This window comes from Spirillospora sp. NPDC048824 (assembly GCF_043198455.1).
Lineage (GTDB): Bacteria > Actinomycetota > Actinomycetes > Streptosporangiales > Streptosporangiaceae > Spirillospora.
Genome location: NZ_JBICUS010000003.1, coordinates 1 through 17,262, shown reverse-complemented (window position 1 = coordinate 17,262; position 17,262 = coordinate 1). Strand labels below are relative to the sequence as shown.

The following is a 17,262-nucleotide window of genomic DNA, read 5'->3' as shown; positions in this document are numbered from 1 at the left end:
CCTGAGTGGAGGGCATGGCGCATGAACCGCAGCGAACTGGTCAGGGCCGTGGCGGAACGCGCGGGGAGCGACGAGGCCGTGGCCCGCCTGCATGTGGACGCCGTGGTCGATACCGTGATGGAACGGGTGTCCGCCGGGGAACGCGTCATCGTCACCGGGTTCGGGACGTTCGACAGGCTGTCCCGCCCGGCCCGCAGCGCACGCAACCCGCGCACGGGCGTCCCGGTCGAGGTGCCCGCCGCGGAGGTCCCGCGATTCCGGTCCGGGCAGACGTTCCGCAACCGTGTCGCCGGGAACGGCTCCGCGGCCGCCGGGGAGCAGGTCGCGACACCGGCCGCCCCGGCTGACGCGGCGGCCGGCGTCGTGGTCGAGGAGCCGAGCCCGAGGAAGCCCAAGGCCGCCAAGGCCGCCAAGAACGGCAAGAGCACCAAGGCCGCCGAAGACGTGAAGCACGAGAAGAGCGCCGGGAAGGCGAAGAAGGCCAAGAAGGGCGCGGACGCGAAGAAGGGCAAGGCGAGCAAGGCGGACCTTTCCGTGTCCCCGAAGAAGAAGCAGGGCAAGGCGAAGGCCCGCGCCAAGGCCGGAAGGTAACCACACGCCGCTCAGCCCGCCCGCCGGGGCGATGTGCCCCGGCCCGCCTCAGACACCGGTCGGTGCGAGGTCCGGGGGCCTCAGCCGTGGATGGAGACGCGGGTGACACCGGGCACGGTCCGGGCGAGGACGTCGGCGATCCGCTGCGCCGACTCGTCCGCGCGGCCGAGCAGTTCGACGGCGCCGTCTCGGACCGACACGTCCCAGTGCGCGCCGCCCGCCCCGTACTCCGCGATCGCGGCCAGCACGTCGTCGCGGATGCGGGCGTCGCCGCGGGCCAGGATCGCGATGAGGTCGCGGCGGCTGACGATGCCGACGATGGCGGAACCGTCCAGCACGGGGACGCTCTTGATCTTCGTTTTCATCATCGTCTCGGCGAGCACGGCGACGTCGGTGTTGGGACGGGCGGTCTCCACATCGCGGGTCATGACCTCCTCCACCAGACGCGGCGACGGGCTCGCGGTGGTGGCGACGGGCCGGGCGAAGGCCCTCGGGTCGTGCTCGAACACGCCTTGCAGCAGGTCCATCTCGCTGACGATGCCGGCCAGCCGCCCCGGCTCGTCCACGACGGGCAGCGCGGTGACGCAGTGCTCGTGCAGGATGCGGATGGCCTGACGGACGGTGGCCGACCGCGGAATCGTCACGACGGGCGAGGTCATCGCCTCCCGGACCAGCATGGCGTGTTCTCCTTCCGGCGAGGACGCCGTTCACCTACCCGGGCAGGACGTTCCTGACCCATGTGTCCAGCATCGCCCGGCTGCCGCCGCAGGCCCAGGGCCGTTGGTCCTGGACCTCGGCGACCTGGACCGGGTCCGGCGGCGAGGCGTCAGAAGAGGGTCGGCGGCTCCGCCGGTTCCGGCTCGGGCAGCGGATCGAGTTCGGGGACGCCGCCCCGCACCTCGTCGTAGAACCGGCGGGCGAGCATCAGCGCCTCCGCGTTGTCCGGAGTGTGGACGAAGACGGTCGGCGAACGCCCTTCCCGCAGCCATCCGGCGACCTTCCCGGCCCAGTACCGCCACCCCTCGATCGTCGTCGCAGTGTCGTCCCGTCCGAGGTAGCGGACGATCGGACGGCCGGTCAGCGCCGCCGACCTGCGCGGTACGCGCGGCTTCTTCGTCCAGGCGTCCCGTTCGGCGTCGCTGGCCGGGCGGCTCCGGAAGAACACGGTGGTGTCGAAGGGGACCCATTCGGCGTCCACCCCGGCGAGAACCCGTTCGAGGTCGCGCTCGCACCGCGGCTCCTCGAAGAACGCGCGGTGACGCACTTCGACGGCGTACCTGTGCGCCTTGGGCAGCCGGCGGAGAAAACCCGCCAGCGTCCCGAGATCCCCGGGACCGAACGACGCCGGCAGCTGCACCCACAGCGCGTGGGTCCGCGACTCCAGCGGCTCGATCGCCGCCAGGAAGGCCCCGAGCTCCTCGTCGAACCCGGCGAGCCGCCGCTCATGCGTGACCGACTTCGGCAGTTTGAGGACGAACCGGAAGTCGGGCGAGGTCTGCTCCGCCCACGACTCCACCGTGCTCCGCGACGGCGTCGCGTAGAAGGTCGTGTTGCCCTCCACCGCGTTGCACCAGCCCGCGTAGGCCCTCAGCCGGGCGCCGGGAGGGAGCGGATGGGGGACGAACCGCCCCTGCCACGACGGGTGCGTCCACATCGCGCACCCCACATGAAGCCGCATGATCCCGACGCTACCGAACCGCGTGCCTCCGGCGCCCCGCCGTCACGACCCCTCGGCCTGCCGGTTCCTCCGGGACTTGAACGCCGGCCGCCCGAGCCGCGTACCTCCACCCGTAGATCGGGACGTCGGACCTTGGAGGACCCCCTTGAGGGCCAGAAAGAATCGTCTGCGCACGGCGGTCACGTGGACCGCGGTGGCCGCCGGATCCGCCGGCCTCGTGGCCGGCACGCTGTACGTGGTGCGGACGCCGGACGAGTCCGCCGGCCGGCAGGCCACGCTGACCGGCGAGCAGGCGTCGAACACCCCGCGAAGTTCGGCCGGGGCCCTGGCGGCGAGGCTGACCGACCGGCTCGGCACCCGCACGGCCGGCGCCTACCTCGACTCCGCGGGCCGGCCGGTCGTCACCGTCACCAGCGCCGACGACGCCGCCATGGTCCGCGCGGCCGGCGCCGTGCCCAAGATGACGCAGCGGAGCCCGGCATCACTGAACAGGATCACCGCCACGCTCCGCCGGTCGTTCGCGAGCGTGCCTGGCACCGGCTGGGCCGTCGACCCCGCCACCTCCCGGGTCACGGTCTGGACCGACGACTCGGTCGGCGGGACGCGGATGGCCGCCGTCCGCCGGATGGCCCAGCGGATGGGGCCGGCGATCCGGATGGTCCACATCGACGGACGCCTGCGCACCTTCGCGCTCGGCGGCGACGCGATCTTCGGGCAGGGCTCGCGCTGCTCCCTCGGCTTCAACGTCACGGTGGGGCAGCAGGACTTCTTCCTCACCGCGGGGCACTGCGGCAACGCGGTCCGCGACTGGACCGCCGACCAGCAGGGCAACCAGTTCCTCGGCAGCACGGTGCGCAGCAGTTTCCCCGGGGACGACTTCGCGCTCGTCCGGTCCGAGCAGCCGGGGGAGGGCGCGGTCAACCTCTACAACGGCCAGGCCCAGGACATCACCCAGGCCGGCGAGGCCGTCGTCGGGCAGCGGGTCGCGCGCAGCGGCAGCACCACCGGCCTGGCCACCGGCCGCGTCATCGCCACCAACGCCACGGTGAACTTCCCCGAGGGCACGGTCACCGGCATGATCCAGACCACCGTCTGCGCGGAGCCGGGCGACAGCGGAGGCCCGCTCTTCAGCGGGAACACCGCCCTCGGCCTCACCTCGGGCGGCTCGGGTGACTGCCGGGTCGGCGGCGTCACCTTCTTCCAGCCGGTCACCGAACCCCTGCAGGCGTTCGGCGCCGAGGTCTCCTAGGCCGCCGGCGGCGAAGCCTCGTCCGGGCCGGCCGCGTCCGGGGCCGGCCCCACGCCCTGAACACCGCGCTCGGGGGTGATGCGATCCCAGGCGGCGATCGGCAGCATGATGATCGACGAGGGGAACAGGCCGTGCTCCTCATGGTCGATGTGCTCACGCAGCTTCCCCAGGGCCTCCAGCACGGCGGGCCAGTCCGGGTCCGCGCGGTCGATCCCGCCGAGCACCGCGTGGATGTCGTCGTGCTCCGCGCAGAGCCGCTCCACCTCCTCGGCGAGCGAGCCCTCGGCGCGGAGCTCCGCGAACAGCCCGTTCTCCTCGGTGGCGGTGTGGGGCAGCAACCGGGCGAGCAGTTCGTCCAGCATCGTCGCGGCAGCGCCGTACCGGCCCTGGACGATGGCCCGCCGCAGCCCGCCGGCGGTCTCCCCGATCTCCCAGTGCTCCTGTGACAGCTGGCCGATCAAGGGGAAGTCCCGGCAACCACAGTAATTGCACATGGCGTCCCTTTGGCTCGCGTTTCATGCCGTGACTCTCATGGTGCCGCGCGCCCGGAGCGCTTCGACCGGGCCGAAGGTCCCTCCGGTCCCGGACCGAAGCCCCTGAACGGGAAGCGGCGGTGCGAGCAAGGCTGGTGGTGTCCGAACGAGCGGATATGCACCAGGTGGGAGAAGCCATGAGCACAGAGCCGATCACTGGCGTCGTCGTCGGTTATGACGGCTCCCCGGAGGGGGCCCGCGCGCTGGACTGGGCCGCCGACGAGGCACAGGCCCGGGGCCTGCCGCTGACCGTGATCCACGTGTGGGACATCTACGTCGGGGGTCCGGTGGCCATGCCCATGGTCGATCTCGGCGCCGTGGCGCAGGAGGTGCTGGACGGCGGCGTCGAGCATGTCCGGAAGGCGGCCCCGGACCTGCCGGTGCGGGGTGTGCTCACACGCGGACAGGCGGCCGCCAGGTTGGTCGAGGTGGGCAAGAGCGCCGACGTGATCGTGCTGGGGCCGCGGGGCCTCGGCGGGTTCGTCGGGCTGGTGCTCGGCTCGGTCAGCGCTCAGGTGGCCGCGCACGCCTCCTGCCCGGTCGTGATCGCCCGGGGCGACCTTGATCCGCATCTGGACGGCGGGCCGGGACGGGTCGTGGTCGGCGTGGACGGTTCACCGGCGTCCCGTACCGCATTGGCGATGGCGTTCACCGAGGCCGAGCTGCATGGATTCGCGGTGCACGCCGTGGTCGCCTGGGAGTCGGTGCCGGTGAAGGACCTGCCGCCTCTGGCCGACGAAGCCGGCATGCGCGAAGCGGCCGAGGCGCGGCTGACCCGCCTGATGATCCCCCTGCGAGAGCTTCATCCCGGAGTGGATGCGCAAGCGGAGGTCGTATCCGGGCCACCGCGGGAGGTCCTGATGAACGCCTCGGACGACGCGCGACTCCTCGTCGTCGGCTCGCGTGGACTGGGCGGCTTCCGCGGCATGCTGCTCGGATCGGTCAGCCACGCCCTGGTAGAGCACGCGCCCTGCCCGGTGGCGGTCGTCCACGCACCCCGCCAGGACACCGGGGACTAACTAGCCAGGTCCAGAGCGAGATCAGGCGGGATCCGGCCGGACGTGGTCCGCCGCCGAACCGGCGGCGGACCAGCCGCGTCCGGCCGTTCAGAGTGCGCCTGGTGCGGCCTGCGCCGCCTCTTTAAGCAGTTCGTCGATGCCGTCCCGGATTCCGGCGCACAGCGTCTCCAGGTCGGGGACGGCGTCGCGGTCGCCGGTGAGCCCGAACGACAGGGCGCCGTTGTAGGAGACGATCCCGATGGAGATGCGCAGGCCCGCCGCGATCGGGATGTAGGGGCCGATCTCCAGCATGCGGCGGCCCATCGAGTAGAGCGGGACCGCCGGGCCCGGGACGTTGGTGACGATCGTATGGATCAGCGGCTGGCGCAGCCGCAGCGCCGTGTGGGCGGCCGCGGCGAGCAGGCCCGGGGCCCCGCCGGCGAGTCTGACGAAGGCGTCCAGCCCGGCGGCCTGGTTACCGCTCTTCACGCTGTCCATCTGCTGCCGGATGAGACGCAGTCGGCGCAACGGATCGGCCTCCCCGCACGGCAGGTCCACCGGCACCGCCGACACCCGGTTCGACGGGACCCCGCGCTCGTCCTCCGACCGGACGGAGACGGGAACCATGGCGCGGACGATCGACTCCTCCGTGAGGACGCCCCGGGCCTCCAGAAGGTCACGGAACCCGCGGGCGGCCGCGGCCAGGACCACGTCGTTGACCGAACCCCCGAACGTACGCCGGATCCGGTCGACCTCGTCCATCCCGGCATGGAGCCGGGACCAGCGCCGGTGCGGGCCGGTCGGGCCGTTGAGCGAAGACGTGCCGGAACCCGTGAGCCGCGTCGCGTAACCGGGTACCGCGCCCGCGACGGAGATCGAGTCGCGCAGGACGGGCAGGAACAGCCGGGTGGCCTGCCGGCCGAAGCCCCTCAGCCGGTCCACGACACCGTCGCGTACGACGGCCATGGCGGCCGGTTCGGGTTCGGGCATCCACACCCGGGGCGGCGCGGGCGTCCAGGCGGGGCCGGTGTCCAGGAGCACCGCCATCAGGTCGATGCCGGCCAGCCCGTCCACCATGCAGTGGTGCACCTTGCAGATCATCGCCCAGCGGCCGTCCGCCAGCCCGTCGACCAGCCACACCTCCCACGGTGACCGGCTGAGATCCAGCGGCGGTGCCAGGATGCGGCCCGCCAGCTCACTCAGCTCGTCCGGGCCGCCGGGCTCCGGCGCGGCCGCGTGCCGGACGTGATCGCCGATCGCGAACCGCTGGTCGTCCACCCAGACCGGGTGCGCGAGGTTGAACGGGACGGTCCGGACGCGCTGCAGGCAGCGCGGCGCGAGCCGGAGCCTGGCGAACACCTGCCGCACGAGGTCCGGGTAATCGGGTGCGGGACCCTCGAACACGGCCACCGTCCCGATCTGCAGCGGCGTCGTGTCGTTCTCCGCGAAGAACATTCCGGCGTCCAGCGCGTTCATCCGTTGCATCGTGCACCGCCCTATGAGGTCTCCCTCCAAGCCAACCTCGGCACCCGGTCGCCGCTCCAGCGGCGTTCGTCCCCGCGGCCACGGCCGAAGGTCCCGGCCGTCATCGCCATGACGGTGCCTGATCGGCTCCGCCTCCCGGATGAGGCCCGAGCCGGCCTAGTGCGCAGGCACCAGGACACGTGAGCGGCTGGTCCGGGTGCACCAGGCGAAGACGGTGGCGGGGGACGATGCCCGCCGGGGCGCCGGAGGGGAGTGTTGGAGGCGCGTGAGGATCACGCATTTTTCTTACCTGGAAGTGTCTGGAGTGATCAAAGGTGGCGACATTTCTTTACCGGATCGGACGGTGGGCCTTCCGGCGGCGCCGGGTCGTGCTCGGCCTGTGGCTGGGCGCCCTGGTGCTGGCCGGGGTCGCCGCCGCCATGGCGCCGGCCGGGCAGGACGAGGGCCTCTCCATGCCCGGCACCGAGTCGCAGAAGGCGTTCGACCTGCTGGACGAGCGCTTCCCCCAGAGCAACTCCCAGGGTGCCGAGGCACGCCTGGTGTTCCAGGCCCCCGACGGGCAGCGGATGACGGCCGGGGAGAACAAGGCGGTCGTCCAGGACGCGCTCGGCTCGCTGGCCGGGGGCGATCAGGTCGCGTCGGCCACCGACCCCTACGAAACCGGCGCCGTCAGCGAGGACGGCACCATCGCCTACTCCACGATCGGCTACACCGTGGACGCCGTCGACCTGACCGCGCCCGCGAAGAGCGCCCTTGAGGACGCCGCGAGCCAGGCCCGGGACGCGGGGCTGACCGTGGAGATCGGCGGCTCGGCCCTGGATTCGCAAGAGGCGCCGGGCGGCACGACGGAGATCATCGGCGTGGCGGTGGCCGCGGTGGTGCTGATCCTCGCCCTCGGGTCGCTGGTCGCGGCCGGATTGTCGCTGCTGACCGCCTTCGCGGGCGTGGCCATCTCCTTCGGACTGGTCTCCGCGCTGGCCGTCCCGCTGGGCCTGACGTCCACCGTCGCCATCCTGGCGCTGATGCTGGGACTGGCGGTGGGCATCGACTACGCGCTCTTCATCACCTCCCGCTTCCGCGACGAACTCGCCCAGGGCAGGGAGCAGGAGGAGGCCGCCGGCCGGGCGGTGGGCACGGCCGGATCCGCCGTCATCTTCGCCGGCGCGACCGTCTTCATCGCCCTGGTCGGGCTGGGGGTCGTCGGGATCCCCGAACTCACCAAGATGGGCCTGGGCGGCGCGGGCGCCGTGGCGCTCGCCGTACTCGTCGCGCTGACCCTGGTCCCCGCGCTGTTCGGGTTCACCGGCCGGCGGATACTGTCCCGCGCCGTCCGCAGGTCGGCCCGGCAGCGAAGCGGGCGTCCGCGCCCGGTGCCCACCGCGGCCGGCCGTCCTGGGCTCGGCACCCGCTGGGCGCGGTTCGTGCTGCGCCGGCCGGTGACCGTGCTGATGGTCGCCGGACTCGGTCTCGGCGCCGTCGCCCTCCCGGCGCTGAGCCTCGAACTCGGGCTGCCCGGAGACGAGTCGAAGTCGGTGGAGACCACCGAGCGCCGGGCCTACGACCTGCTGTCGGAAGGCTTCGGCCCCGGCTTCAACGGCCCGCTGACCGTGGTCGTGGACATGCCGGAGTCCGCGGACACCCGGGGCACCACGGACCTGGTCGCCAAGACCGTGGGGGGAGTGGACGGGGTCGCGTCGGTCGGTGAGCCGGTTCTCAACCCGGCCCGGGACACGGCCGTCCTCACCGCCGTCCCGCGGACCGCGCCGAACAGCGGCGAGACCAAGGACCTGGTCCACGCGATCCGGGGCGCGGTCTCCGGCGTCGAGGACGACACGGGCGCCGGCGTCCTGGTGACCGGCACCACCGCGATGAACATCGACATCTCCGAAGCCATGTCCGACGCCCTCATCCCCTATCTGACCGTGGTCATCGGCCTGGCGGTGCTCCTGCTGCTGGTGGTCTTCCGCTCGGTCCTGGTCCCGGTCAAGGCCGCGCTCGGTTTCCTGCTGTCGGTGGGCGCCGCCTTCGGCGTCCTCGTCGCGGTCTTCCAGTGGGGCTGGGGCGCGGACCTGATCGGCATCGAGCAGACCGGGCCGGTCATGTCGCTGATGCCGATCCTCATCATCGGAATCGTGTTCGGCCTCGCCATGGACTACGAGGTCTTCCTCCTCACCCGGATGCGGGAGGCCTACGTCCATGGCGCGTCCCCCGGCGAGGCGATCGTCCACGGTTTCCGGCACAGCGGACGGGTGGTGGCCGCGGCGGCGATCATCATGATCAGCGTGTTCGCCGGATTCATCGGGATGAACTCCCCGACCATCCAGACGATGGGCGTCGGCCTGGCCGCCGCCGTCGCCTTCGACGCCTTCGTGGTCCGGATGGCGATCGTCCCCGCGGTCCTGGCACTGCTCGGCCATCGGGCCTGGTGGCTGCCTCGTATCCTGAACCGTGTGCTGCCGAACGTGGACGTCGAGGGAGAGAAACTGAACAGGCATGCCCCCGCCTCCGTGACCAGGCCGGACGCGGCGGTGCCGCTGCTCCACGGCGGCAGGCGCTGAGCCGGCCATGACGAACACGGGCGGCGGCGGCCCCAGATGGTGGCGCGAGGCAGCGATCACGGCGACGGCGTTCGCGGTGTGCCTGCTCGGCGGCGTGGTGCGGGTCGACGACACGCTGTCGGCGCCGCCCGCCGCCGCCTACCTCATCGGCGCGGTGTCCTGTGCCGTGCTGCCGCTGCGGCACCGGGCGCCCCTGGCCGCCATGGCGGCCACGACCGCGGCGGGCATGCTGGTGCCGCTGCTGGGACTCCTGCTGAGCCCACTCACCGTGGCCCCCGCCGTGATCACCGCATACTCGCTCGCCGTGCGCACCGAATGGCGCGCGGCGAGCGCGGCGCTGGCGGTGTCCGCGGCGCTGCTGGCCGCATATACCCCCTTGTCCGGTGCCCTCTCGTGGAAGGACGGGAGCCGGATGGTGGCGGTGGCGGCGTTCCCGCTGGTGGCCGGCGTGCTCGGTCACTCGACGCAGAACCGGCGGGCCTACCTGGCGGCCGTGGAGGAGCGGGCCCGGCGGGCCGAGAAGAGCAGGGAACTCGAGGCGCGCCGGAGAGTGGCCGAGGAGCGGGTGCGCATCGCCCGGGAACTGCACGACCTCGTGGCCCACCAGATCACCCTCGCCAACGCGCAGGCCACGGTCGCCGCCCACCTCTTCGACACCCGCCCGGAGCAGACCCGCAGGAGCCTGAAGGAGCTCGTCGAGACCACCGGCGACGCGCTCGACGACCTGCGGGCCACAGTCGGTCTGCTGCGCCAGACGGGGGACGCGGCCGCGCCCGCCGAACCGGCGCCCGGACTGTCCCGGCTTCCCACGCTCCTCGACTCCTTCCGCCGCGCGGGCCTGGAGGTGTCGGTGCACCAGGAGGGCACGTCCAGGCCGCTGCCGCCGGGAGTGGACCTCACCGCCTACCGCATCGTCCAGGAAGCCCTGACCAACGTGACCAAACATGCCGGTACCGGTAGCGCCCAGGTGCGCCTCACCTGGAACCGCGACCGCGTGGCCATCACCGTCACCGACGACGGAGGGGGCACCCATACGGCGACGACCGCGTCCGCGGTGCCGGACCGTCCACCCGGTTACGGTCTGATCGGGATGCGTGAACGTGCCACCGCGGTCGGCGGACACCTCTCCGCGGGCAGGCTCCCGGAGGGCGGCTTCCTCGTCTCCACCGAACTGCCCCTCCCGCCCGCGAAGGACACGACGCCGGAAACCGGCGGAACGGCGACCATCGAGGGGCGAACGGCCGGCGGAGAGGCGGGGGACGCGCCGTGACGCTCCGGGTGCTCCTCGCCGACGATCAGGCCCTGCTGCGCGGTGCCTTCCGGATGCTCCTCGACACCGCCGACGACATCACCGTGGTCGGCGAGGCCGCCGACGGCGGGGAGGCGGTGAGACTCACCCGGGAACTGAGCCCGGACGTGGTGATCATGGACATCCGGATGCCCGAGGTGGACGGCCTCACCGCCACGTCGCAGATCTGCGCGGACCCGGAACTGCGCGCCAGCCGCATCCTGATCCTCACCACGTACGAGACCGACGAGTACGTCGCCCAGGCCCTGCGCGCGGGGGCCAGCGGCTTCATCGGCAAGGGCATCGGGGCCGAGGACCTGCTGCACGCCGTGCGTACGATCGCCGACGGCGACACCCTTCTGTCCCCCGCCGCGACCCGCTCCCTGGTCGCCCGTTTCCTGGCCACACCGGACCACGCCCCGCCGCACCACCCGGAACGGCTCGCCCTGCTCACCCCGCGCGAGCGCGAGATGGTGGCCCTGGTCGCGACCGGCCTGTCCAACCAGGAGATCGCCGAGCGGATGTACCTGAGCCCGTACACCGTCCGCGCCCACGTGCAGCGCGCGATGATGAAACTGGAGGCCCGCGACCGGGCGCAACTCGTCGTCATCGCCTACCGCACAGGCCTGGCCCACGCCACCCCCGACCACCCGTAGCGGTCATCGGCGGCGTGGGCGGGCGCCGCGGCCCACACCTCGGGGGTGTCCCTGTTCCTTGCGGATGCTGTCCGCCAGCGCCTCGCGGACGAGGAGTCCCTCCAGGCCACGACCGCCGAACTCCTCGGCGATCACGGTCCTGGCCGCCGACATCCTGGTCATCGCAGGACCGATCTGGCTCGGCAAGGTCGGCCCCGGCCCCTCCTATCTCGACGAGGAACGAACCAGAATCCACGCTGCGTGGTGATGCCGCTCAGCGCATCGGGTCGTCGGGCTCCAGACGGCCGTCCGGGCCGATGGCGTCGTCCACCTCGTGTGCTCTCAGGTACACGGCGTCGTAATCAGGGCTGTCGCGTTCCCAGAGCAGCTCAGAGAGCTCACGCAGCGCGACGTACAGCTCGTACGAGGGATCACCATAGGTGGCTTCGCAGTAATCGACCAGGTCACGGAAGATCGTCTCGGCCTCGTCGAGCCGCCCTTCCAGCCGCAGCACATGCGCGCGGTTGACCATCACCTGCTTCCAGCCGTACGCACCGCGCTCGACGAGGTGCAGCGCCTCGTCGAGGAGGCGCATTGCCGTCCGGAGCGCCTCCGCGGACGCGTCAGCCCGGGGTTCACCCCTGCGCAGGCACGCCGCATAGTCGTTGAGGACTTCAACGAGCGTCTCCAGAGTCGATCGGCCGGGCTGGCGCCGGACGATCCGCCGCATGGTGGCGAGCGCCTCCTGGTGCGCCTCCCGGGCTTCTGTGAACCGCTTCGCGCGCTCCAGAAGATAGCCCTTGATGCTGAGCGTGCCGGCGTAGTCCGAATCCTCGGTGCCGAATATTCGGGCCCTCACCTCCAGCGACTCTTCGATCGCTGCGATCGCCTCCGGAAAGCGCCTGTCCTGTTCCAGGGCCAGAGCCAGATTGCCGACGATGACCGAATAGGCCTCGGGATCGGAGATTCCGGTCCGCTCGCATATCGCAACGGCATGCCGAGCGGTCTCGGCGGCCGTCGGTGCGTCATGATCGGCGCTCCGCTGGTAGACCGAAAGCCGATCGAGCAGGTACGCGGCGTCGCTCAGCCGTACGTCGAGCCGTTCTGCCTGCCCGGCCGCCGCTTCGACATGGGGCGGTGCGAGCCTCCAGCCGTCCCACGACTCGTGGTGGTGGGTGTCGGGCGAGAGGGCCGCCCGCAGGAAGCGCAGCACGAACGAACAGGCGGTGCGTTCGGCCGAGCGGCGCAGGCGGCTGCGCACGCGCTCCTGTACTTCGGCGGCGCACGTCACCGCGGACGGATCCGTACGGAACCATCCGTGCGCGGCCACCTCGGTGACGAGCGAGGCGAGCCGGGCGGGATCACGCACGACCGTGCGCAGCGGAGAGGGCAATGCGTCCCACCCTTCGCTGAGCAGTGCCAGGGGGAAGGGAGCCGCAGCCATAAAGCACAGCAGCGTGACCAGTTGCCGCTGTTCAGGCGGCCGATGCTCGAACAGGCGCGTCCACTCGTAGTCGAAACTCGAATCGGCCAGGGACGGCAGGACCGGCCCGTCCGGTATCTGCAGCGCGGTCGTAATCGCGTGGAACACCTGCGTGATTCCGGAGGCCGCACCTTTCATGCTGTGATTTCCCGGTAACCACATCACTGAGCGGATCCGCATCTCAAGCGCCGTCCTCGGGGTGGAGGACGACCGTGGCCGCAGTTCGCCGAACAAGTCGGCCGACCGGCGGGTCAGCTCTGGCGGGCCCAGTCCGTTTTGGAGGGTTCTGTCCCACAGCACGATGGCTTTGTCCGCGGGCAGGCCGACCGCCGTGAAAGCGGTCGGCGGGAGCGCCGCCGCCAGCGAGTGCACCGCCGCCGTCGCGCGAGCCGCGATCCATTTTCCCCTGGCCAGAGGTTCGATCGGCGGGCCGAGCCCGGCGAAGCCGGGGTGGTCGGCGATCCTGCGCAGCGCACGCCGCTCCTGATCCGGCAAGGAGAGGTTCCGCGCGCGGACCGCGTCACGAACCCCGACGAGCGCGTCGCAGAACCGGTCGTGCCACAGCTCCGAACTGAAGGGTTCCATCGGCAGATCACACCAAAGACGTTCTCCGACCATTCCCAGTTTCATAGAACACGGCGTGGATTCATAGCCTTCGCCCGGCGCACCCTGGGTGCATGAAAGACACCAGGAAGCGTTCGGCGCCGGGAAGGCCGGGCACCCCAACGGCCCGCACCGCTCCGGCCCGGCAGAACACACTCTTGTCGGTGCGCTCATTGATGATCGTTCTGATCTCCATGCTCGTGGCCACCACCGCCGGCCTCAGTGCAGGCATCATCGCGGGGATCGGCGTGCTGCACACGACGGGTGCCGTCGGAGCGGTCGTCATAGGCGTCCTGGCCGGCCTGGTCGCCGCCGTCCTCGCCGCCGCGACGATCGCCGGATTCCTGTTCGCGCTGGACGGCCGGCTCTCCGACTGATGGCCGCGCTGATTCCCTCGGCGGCACCTCGGCCCCCGGAATCCGGTCGATCCGTCGGCGGCCGGCGCCGGCACAACGCTCAGCCCGCCGGCCTGGGCCGAAGCTCGTCCAGGTAATCGGGAGGCGATGACACCCGGTCGTAATGCAGACTCCACAAAGTGATAGTGATACGGCCCGTTCTGGAGGTCTGTGCGTCCGAGGGGTTCGCTCTCTGGCCGGTCGCCTTCTCAGAACCGTACGGCTTCCTGCCGCTCAGTGGCACGTCCGACCCGGTCGAGGTCGGCACGGCGGTGATGCGCATCGCCGAGTACAACGACACCGATCCCGAGGACGACGGTGGCTCAGCGCAGCCTGCCGACCCTCTCGGGGCTTTCCTGCGCGGGCTGCTCACCATGGAGCCGCCTCTGGCACCCGGAGGGATGCGGGTCACCGACACGGCCACCGGCACGACCCTGCTACCAGGATGTTGCACCGGTTTCGATGAATGGCGCGACTGGAACAAGATCGTCGAAGAAGGGTATCCGTCCGTCGGTTTCGGCCACGATCCCTCCCCACTCGCCGAACGCCTTGGAGACACCGTCCGGCTGACCGTTGATGCCGAGCAGAACGACAGCCCGGTGATCGAGATGCCGGTCACCGGACTGCGCCGATCGCTCACCGCCGCCGAGCAGGATCTGAGCGACTTCCTCCAGTCGGCAGCCGTGTGGGCCGACCGGCACGTGCCCGACCACGCCGCCCAGGTGACCACCGCCCTCGCCCATGCGCTGGACATGCCCGCACAGGCCACACCCTCGAAACCGTGACCCGCACGGCCACTTCCGCGCTCCTCCGTAGCGCCGCTGCGATCGATGCTTGGATCCCAGGCGGAGAGTCAAGAGTGCCGCCAAGCCAACGCTGAACCATGACGGAGCGTGAGGCCGCGTTCCAGCAGCTGGCGCAATTCGTCGGCGGGTTGGACACCCGAGACCGGCGGCCTGTGGCCGATCACGAGCGAGGGGACGGCGGTGACACCGTGCTCGGCTGCGCGGCGCCGGTCGGACCGCATCTGTCCGGCGTAGTCGTCACCGGCGAGGACGGCGCGCACCCGGGCGGCGTCCAGGCCGGCCTCCTCACCCAGGCGCTGCAGGATCTGCGGGTCGGCCACGTTGAGTCCCTCGGAGTGATAGGCGCCGAGCAGGCGCTCCATCATCTGGTCGGCCCGGCCACGGTCGGCGGCCAGCCTGCACAGCCGGTGGGCGTCGAAGGTGCTCACCGGCCGGGCCAGATGCAGGTTGAGCTCCAACCCTTCCGCGGCGCCCAGGGCCCGGATCCGGGCGATCCGCTCCGCCGCCTGATCGCCCCACCATCCGGCCATGGCCTCGGCGGCCGTGGGGCCGGGGACCCGGCCTTCTTCCGGGGCCAGTTCGTAGCCGCGCCAGACGACCTCCACACCGGTGCGGTCGGCGAGACCCTCCAGCGCCGCGGTCAGGCGTCTCTTGCCGATGTAGCACCACGGGCACAGCACATCGGCATAAACCTCTACCTTCATGGACGTCCTTCGATGTGGTCGGCGGCGCGCATCACCGATGCACGCCTGCCCGGCGCGCCCGCCGGTTCGGCGAGAGCGCGCCGGCTGATGTTTCCGGTTCGATCAGGAGTCCAGGCGCTGCGGCCCGGGCCCGACTTCTGCGACAACGGTGTACGTGGGAATCCCGTTCATGCGCGCTTCCGCCTTGCCCGACAAGCCCTCCAGGGCCTTGCCGATGGCGGCCATCCGGCCTTCGGTGTCGGAGGTCTCCACGAAGTCGCGGTAGTCGGCCTCACTGGCCCAATGCACGATGTTGTACACACGGGTGCCATCGGTGCTGACATGGAAGCGGGCCGACCGGTAGCCGGGATAGAAGCGCACCCACCGCTCCTGGATTTCGGCGAAGGCCGCCACAAGCTCCTTCTGGGTGTCGACGCCATCGACGGTGTAGTCGATGATCGAGTAGAAGCCTGCATCCGTGCTCACGGACATCCTCCTCAAGGTCAGCAGCCAGGGCAGCGGCCCTGGTCGCCACCGATCCTCGGATCTCAACCGCACTTGAGGTCAAATCCTGGCTTCTCCTCGCCCACGTTCGCCACGGCTCGTGCTGCCGGAGGGCGCGTTCACGTCCACTGAGGCGGTATGCCATATGCCTGCACGAGCCGACCGGCCGGAACGCCCCGGAGAAGGACACGTCCGTCCTGCCGAGCGGCTGGTTACAGCGGCTCGCAATGGCGGCGAGATGCTCGGCAGTTGGACGTAAATGAAAGGCATGAAAAGGCTCTTGACTCAAATCCAAACACATCGATAGTTTCTCGAAAAACGGCCAGAAAAGTGCATTGAACGCGTCCGCTTCCCTGGGTTCCGCTGAACTATGACCGAAGAGCCCGCGGGCGGCGCGACCCCCGCCATGACACCGGACGACGAAGGAACCCCGTGCTACCCGCTCTCCGTAGATGGACCATCACCGCCGTCGCCGCGCTCACCGCGTCGACGGCCGCGCTCACCGGCGCCTACCTCACCGGACAGCAACCGCAGGCCGCCAAGATCGGCGCCGTCTCCTACGCCGCACCCGCGGCCAAGGCGATCGCCGCGACCAACCTGTACGTCGACCCGAACTCCAACCCGGCGGCCTGGGTCGCCGCCAACCTCGGCGATCCGCGGGCCGCTCGCATCAAGGCGGCCATCGCCGACCGGCCGATCGCACGCTGGTTCGGCAACTGGAACAGCGACGTCACCGCGGCGGTGTCCCGCTACGTCGGTGGCGCCGAGCAGGCCGGCGCCACACCGATGCTGGTGGCCTACAACGTCCCGGGCCGTGACTGCGGCAGCCACTCCGGCGGCGGCGCGGGCAGCCCGGAGGCCTACCGCACCTGGATCGGGCAGTTCGCCACGGCCATCGGCAACCGTCAGGCGATCGTCGTGGTGGAGCCCGACGCAGTCGCCCAACTGGACTGCCTGCCGAACGACACCGAGCGGCAGATCCGGCTCGACCTGCTGAAATACGGTGTGCAGCAGCTCAAGCAGAAGGCGCCGAACGCCTGGGTCTACCTGGACGCCGCCAACGCCAACTGGATTCCCGCCGGCACCATGGCCCAGCGTCTGCGGGCCGCCGGGATCGCGGACGCACGCGGCTTCTCGGTCAACGTGTCGAACTACTACACCACCGAACGGTCGGTCACCTACGCCAGGGCCGTCAATGCCGGGCTCCCCAGCGGCAAGACCTTCGTGGTCGACACCAGCCGAAACGGCAATGGCTCCAACGGTGAATGGTGCAACCCTGCCGGACGCAGGCTCGGCACCCCGCCCCGCGAGGGGGCCGACGCTGAACTGGAACTGTGGGTCAAGGTCCCCGGAGACTCCGACGGCGACTGCGGGATCGGCACCGGGATCCCCGCCGGACAGTTCAGCCCCGACCTGGCCATCCGCCTGATCGACGGCACTCGATAACCGCTCGCGGGCGTAACGCCCGCGCCATAACGGTGAGCCCTCGGCCTGACTTCGGCCGAGGGCTCATTGCCCACTCGCGGGCGACCTCGGTGGAGACCCTCAGCCTGGATCCACGGCCTGATTTCCGGTGATCCATGTTGGTTCCGATCTCGTCATGAGAGCCGGTCTGCTTGGCAGAGCGGCATTTCGGGGGCGTGCGGGGTCTGCCACGCGCAGGTCCGTGGCCTGTCCGGGGGGTGCGGATCGGGGGTGGGATGCGCCGGCGGGCGCGGTGACTGTGATGGTCGTCGGGAACGGTGACCGGGTCGGGGCGGGTCAGGCCACTGT

Annotated in this window: 17 protein-coding genes; 9 read left to right on the top strand and 8 right to left on the bottom strand. The window is 71.1% G+C overall.

The features are described from left to right. The first annotated feature begins 21 nt into the window (after window positions 1–21). Complete coding sequence (locus ACGFIS_RS06435; protein ID WP_392969860.1) at window positions 22–591, top strand: HU family DNA-binding protein; 570 nt, start codon at window positions 22–24, stop codon at window positions 589–591. Window positions 592–671: 80 nt separating this feature from the next. On the opposite strand, the gene ACGFIS_RS06430 is transcribed toward ACGFIS_RS06435, so the two are convergent. Together ACGFIS_RS06430 and ACGFIS_RS06425 are read right to left on the bottom strand one after the other, a co-directional pair. Then, on the bottom strand, window positions 672–1,268 hold the full coding sequence (locus ACGFIS_RS06430) for a CBS domain-containing protein (protein ID WP_392913070.1): 597 nt from the start codon (window positions 1,266–1,268) through the stop codon (window positions 672–674). A gap of 149 nt (window positions 1,269–1,417) precedes the next feature. Further along, a complete protein-coding gene (locus ACGFIS_RS06425; RefSeq protein ID WP_392913069.1) occupies window positions 1,418–2,269 on the bottom strand; it encodes a DUF72 domain-containing protein in 852 nt (283 codons plus the stop codon). 193 nt (window positions 2,270–2,462) lie between these two features. Here ACGFIS_RS06425 and ACGFIS_RS06420 point away from each other — a divergent pair, with 193 nt between their 5' ends. Further along, window positions 2,463–3,518 carry a S1 family peptidase gene (locus ACGFIS_RS06420; RefSeq protein WP_392969857.1) on the top strand — a complete coding sequence of 352 codons (1,056 nt, stop codon included), beginning with the start codon at window positions 2,463–2,465 and terminating at the stop codon, window positions 3,516–3,518. On the opposite strand, the gene ACGFIS_RS06415 is transcribed toward ACGFIS_RS06420, so the two are convergent. Then, the gene (locus tag ACGFIS_RS06415) at window positions 3,515–3,979 is read right to left on the bottom strand and encodes a hemerythrin domain-containing protein (RefSeq protein ID WP_392969854.1); all 465 of its coding nucleotides are present in this window, start codon (window positions 3,977–3,979) and stop codon (window positions 3,515–3,517) included. The two genes, ACGFIS_RS06420 and ACGFIS_RS06415, sit on opposite strands and share 4 nt — an antisense overlap. 209 nt (window positions 3,980–4,188) lie before the next feature. On the opposite strand from ACGFIS_RS06415, the gene ACGFIS_RS06410 reads away from it, so the two are divergent. Beyond that, on the top strand, window positions 4,189–5,070 hold the full coding sequence (locus ACGFIS_RS06410) for a universal stress protein (protein ID WP_392913066.1): 882 nt from the start codon (window positions 4,189–4,191) through the stop codon (window positions 5,068–5,070). A gap of 87 nt (window positions 5,071–5,157) precedes the next feature. Here ACGFIS_RS06410 and ACGFIS_RS06405 read toward each other — a convergent pair whose 3' ends face one another. Then, on the bottom strand, window positions 5,158–6,525 hold the full coding sequence (locus ACGFIS_RS06405; RefSeq protein ID WP_392969851.1) for a wax ester/triacylglycerol synthase family O-acyltransferase: 1,368 nt from the start codon (window positions 6,523–6,525) through the stop codon (window positions 5,158–5,160). 323 nt (window positions 6,526–6,848) lie between these two features. On the opposite strand from ACGFIS_RS06405, the gene ACGFIS_RS06400 reads away from it, so the two are divergent. The 3 genes from ACGFIS_RS06400 to ACGFIS_RS06390 are packed head-to-tail and all read left to right on the top strand — an operon-like array spanning window position 6,849 to window position 11,036. Next, window positions 6,849–9,092, top strand: a complete 2,244-nt coding sequence (locus tag ACGFIS_RS06400; protein WP_392969848.1) for an MMPL family transporter — start codon at window positions 6,849–6,851, stop codon at window positions 9,090–9,092. A 7-nt stretch (window positions 9,093–9,099) separates the two neighbouring features. Beyond that, the gene (locus ACGFIS_RS06395) at window positions 9,100–10,362 is read left to right on the top strand and encodes a sensor histidine kinase (protein WP_392969845.1); all 1,263 of its coding nucleotides are present in this window, start codon (window positions 9,100–9,102) and stop codon (window positions 10,360–10,362) included. Then, entirely contained in the window at window positions 10,359–11,036 is a 678-nt protein-coding gene (locus tag ACGFIS_RS06390; RefSeq protein WP_392913435.1) for a response regulator, read from the top strand. Before ACGFIS_RS06395 ends, ACGFIS_RS06390 begins: the two co-directional genes overlap by 4 nt. 3 nt (window positions 11,037–11,039) lie before the next feature. Here the strand turns inward: ACGFIS_RS06390 and ACGFIS_RS06385 are convergent, their stop codons facing one another. Both ACGFIS_RS06385 and ACGFIS_RS06380 read right to left on the bottom strand, forming a co-directional pair. Continuing rightward, window positions 11,040–11,198 carry a hypothetical protein gene (locus ACGFIS_RS06385; RefSeq protein ID WP_392969842.1) on the bottom strand — a complete coding sequence of 53 codons (159 nt, stop codon included), beginning with the start codon at window positions 11,196–11,198 and terminating at the stop codon, window positions 11,040–11,042. 91 nt (window positions 11,199–11,289) lie between these two features. Beyond that, window positions 11,290–13,083 carry a tetratricopeptide repeat protein gene (locus ACGFIS_RS06380; protein ID WP_392969839.1) on the bottom strand — a complete coding sequence of 598 codons (1,794 nt, stop codon included), beginning with the start codon at window positions 13,081–13,083 and terminating at the stop codon, window positions 11,290–11,292. Window positions 13,084–13,265: 182 nt separating this feature from the next. On the opposite strand from ACGFIS_RS06380, the gene ACGFIS_RS06375 reads away from it, so the two are divergent. Both ACGFIS_RS06375 and ACGFIS_RS06370 read left to right on the top strand, forming a co-directional pair. Further along, a complete protein-coding gene (locus ACGFIS_RS06375; RefSeq protein WP_392913430.1) occupies window positions 13,266–13,478 on the top strand; it encodes a hypothetical protein in 213 nt (70 codons plus the stop codon). Window positions 13,479–13,771: 293 nt separating this feature from the next. Further along, window positions 13,772–14,281: a hypothetical protein gene (locus ACGFIS_RS06370; RefSeq protein WP_392913428.1), complete on the top strand. Its 510-nt coding sequence runs from the start codon at window positions 13,772–13,774 to the stop codon at window positions 14,279–14,281. Window positions 14,282–14,349: 68 nt separating this feature from the next. On the opposite strand, the gene ACGFIS_RS06365 is transcribed toward ACGFIS_RS06370, so the two are convergent. Then, entirely contained in the window at window positions 14,350–15,006 is a 657-nt protein-coding gene (locus ACGFIS_RS06365) for a DsbA family protein (RefSeq protein ID WP_392913425.1), read from the bottom strand. Between the two features lie 102 nt (window positions 15,007–15,108). After that, the gene (locus ACGFIS_RS06360) at window positions 15,109–15,477 is read right to left on the bottom strand and encodes an antibiotic biosynthesis monooxygenase family protein (RefSeq protein ID WP_392913419.1); all 369 of its coding nucleotides are present in this window, start codon (window positions 15,475–15,477) and stop codon (window positions 15,109–15,111) included. Window positions 15,478–15,921: 444 nt separating this feature from the next. On the opposite strand from ACGFIS_RS06360, the gene ACGFIS_RS06355 reads away from it, so the two are divergent. Next, window positions 15,922–16,935, top strand: coding sequence for a glycoside hydrolase family 6 protein (locus tag ACGFIS_RS06355; protein WP_392913417.1), 1,014 nt, complete (start codon window positions 15,922–15,924; stop codon window positions 16,933–16,935). Window positions 16,936–17,262: the final 327 nt, after the last annotated feature.

Bases quoted from the DNA above. Each gene is read 5' to 3' on its own strand.
- ACGFIS_RS06380 (WP_392969839.1), bottom strand. From the start codon at position 13,083: ATGGAACCCTTCAGTTCGGAGCTGTGGCACGACCGGTTCTGCGACGCG.
- ACGFIS_RS06405 (WP_392969851.1), bottom strand. From the start codon at position 6,525: ATGAACGCGCTGGACGCCGGAATGTTCTTCGCGGAGAACGACACGACG.
- ACGFIS_RS06435 (WP_392969860.1), top strand. From the start codon at position 22: ATGAACCGCAGCGAACTGGTCAGGGCCGTGGCGGAACGCGCGGGGAGC.
- ACGFIS_RS06370 (WP_392913428.1), top strand. From the start codon at position 13,772: ATGCGCATCGCCGAGTACAACGACACCGATCCCGAGGACGACGGTGGC.
- ACGFIS_RS06430 (WP_392913070.1), bottom strand. From the start codon at position 1,268: ATGCTGGTCCGGGAGGCGATGACCTCGCCCGTCGTGACGATTCCGCGG.
- ACGFIS_RS06410 (WP_392913066.1), top strand. From the start codon at position 4,189: ATGAGCACAGAGCCGATCACTGGCGTCGTCGTCGGTTATGACGGCTCC.
- ACGFIS_RS06425 (WP_392913069.1), bottom strand. From the start codon at position 2,269: ATGCGGCTTCATGTGGGGTGCGCGATGTGGACGCACCCGTCGTGGCAG.
- ACGFIS_RS06395 (WP_392969845.1), top strand. From the start codon at position 9,100: ATGACGAACACGGGCGGCGGCGGCCCCAGATGGTGGCGCGAGGCAGCG.
- ACGFIS_RS06365 (WP_392913425.1), bottom strand. From the start codon at position 15,006: ATGAAGGTAGAGGTTTATGCCGATGTGCTGTGCCCGTGGTGCTACATC.
- ACGFIS_RS06360 (WP_392913419.1), bottom strand. From the start codon at position 15,477: ATGTCCGTGAGCACGGATGCAGGCTTCTACTCGATCATCGACTACACC.
- ACGFIS_RS06385 (WP_392969842.1), bottom strand. From the start codon at position 11,198: ATGACCAGGATGTCGGCGGCCAGGACCGTGATCGCCGAGGAGTTCGGC.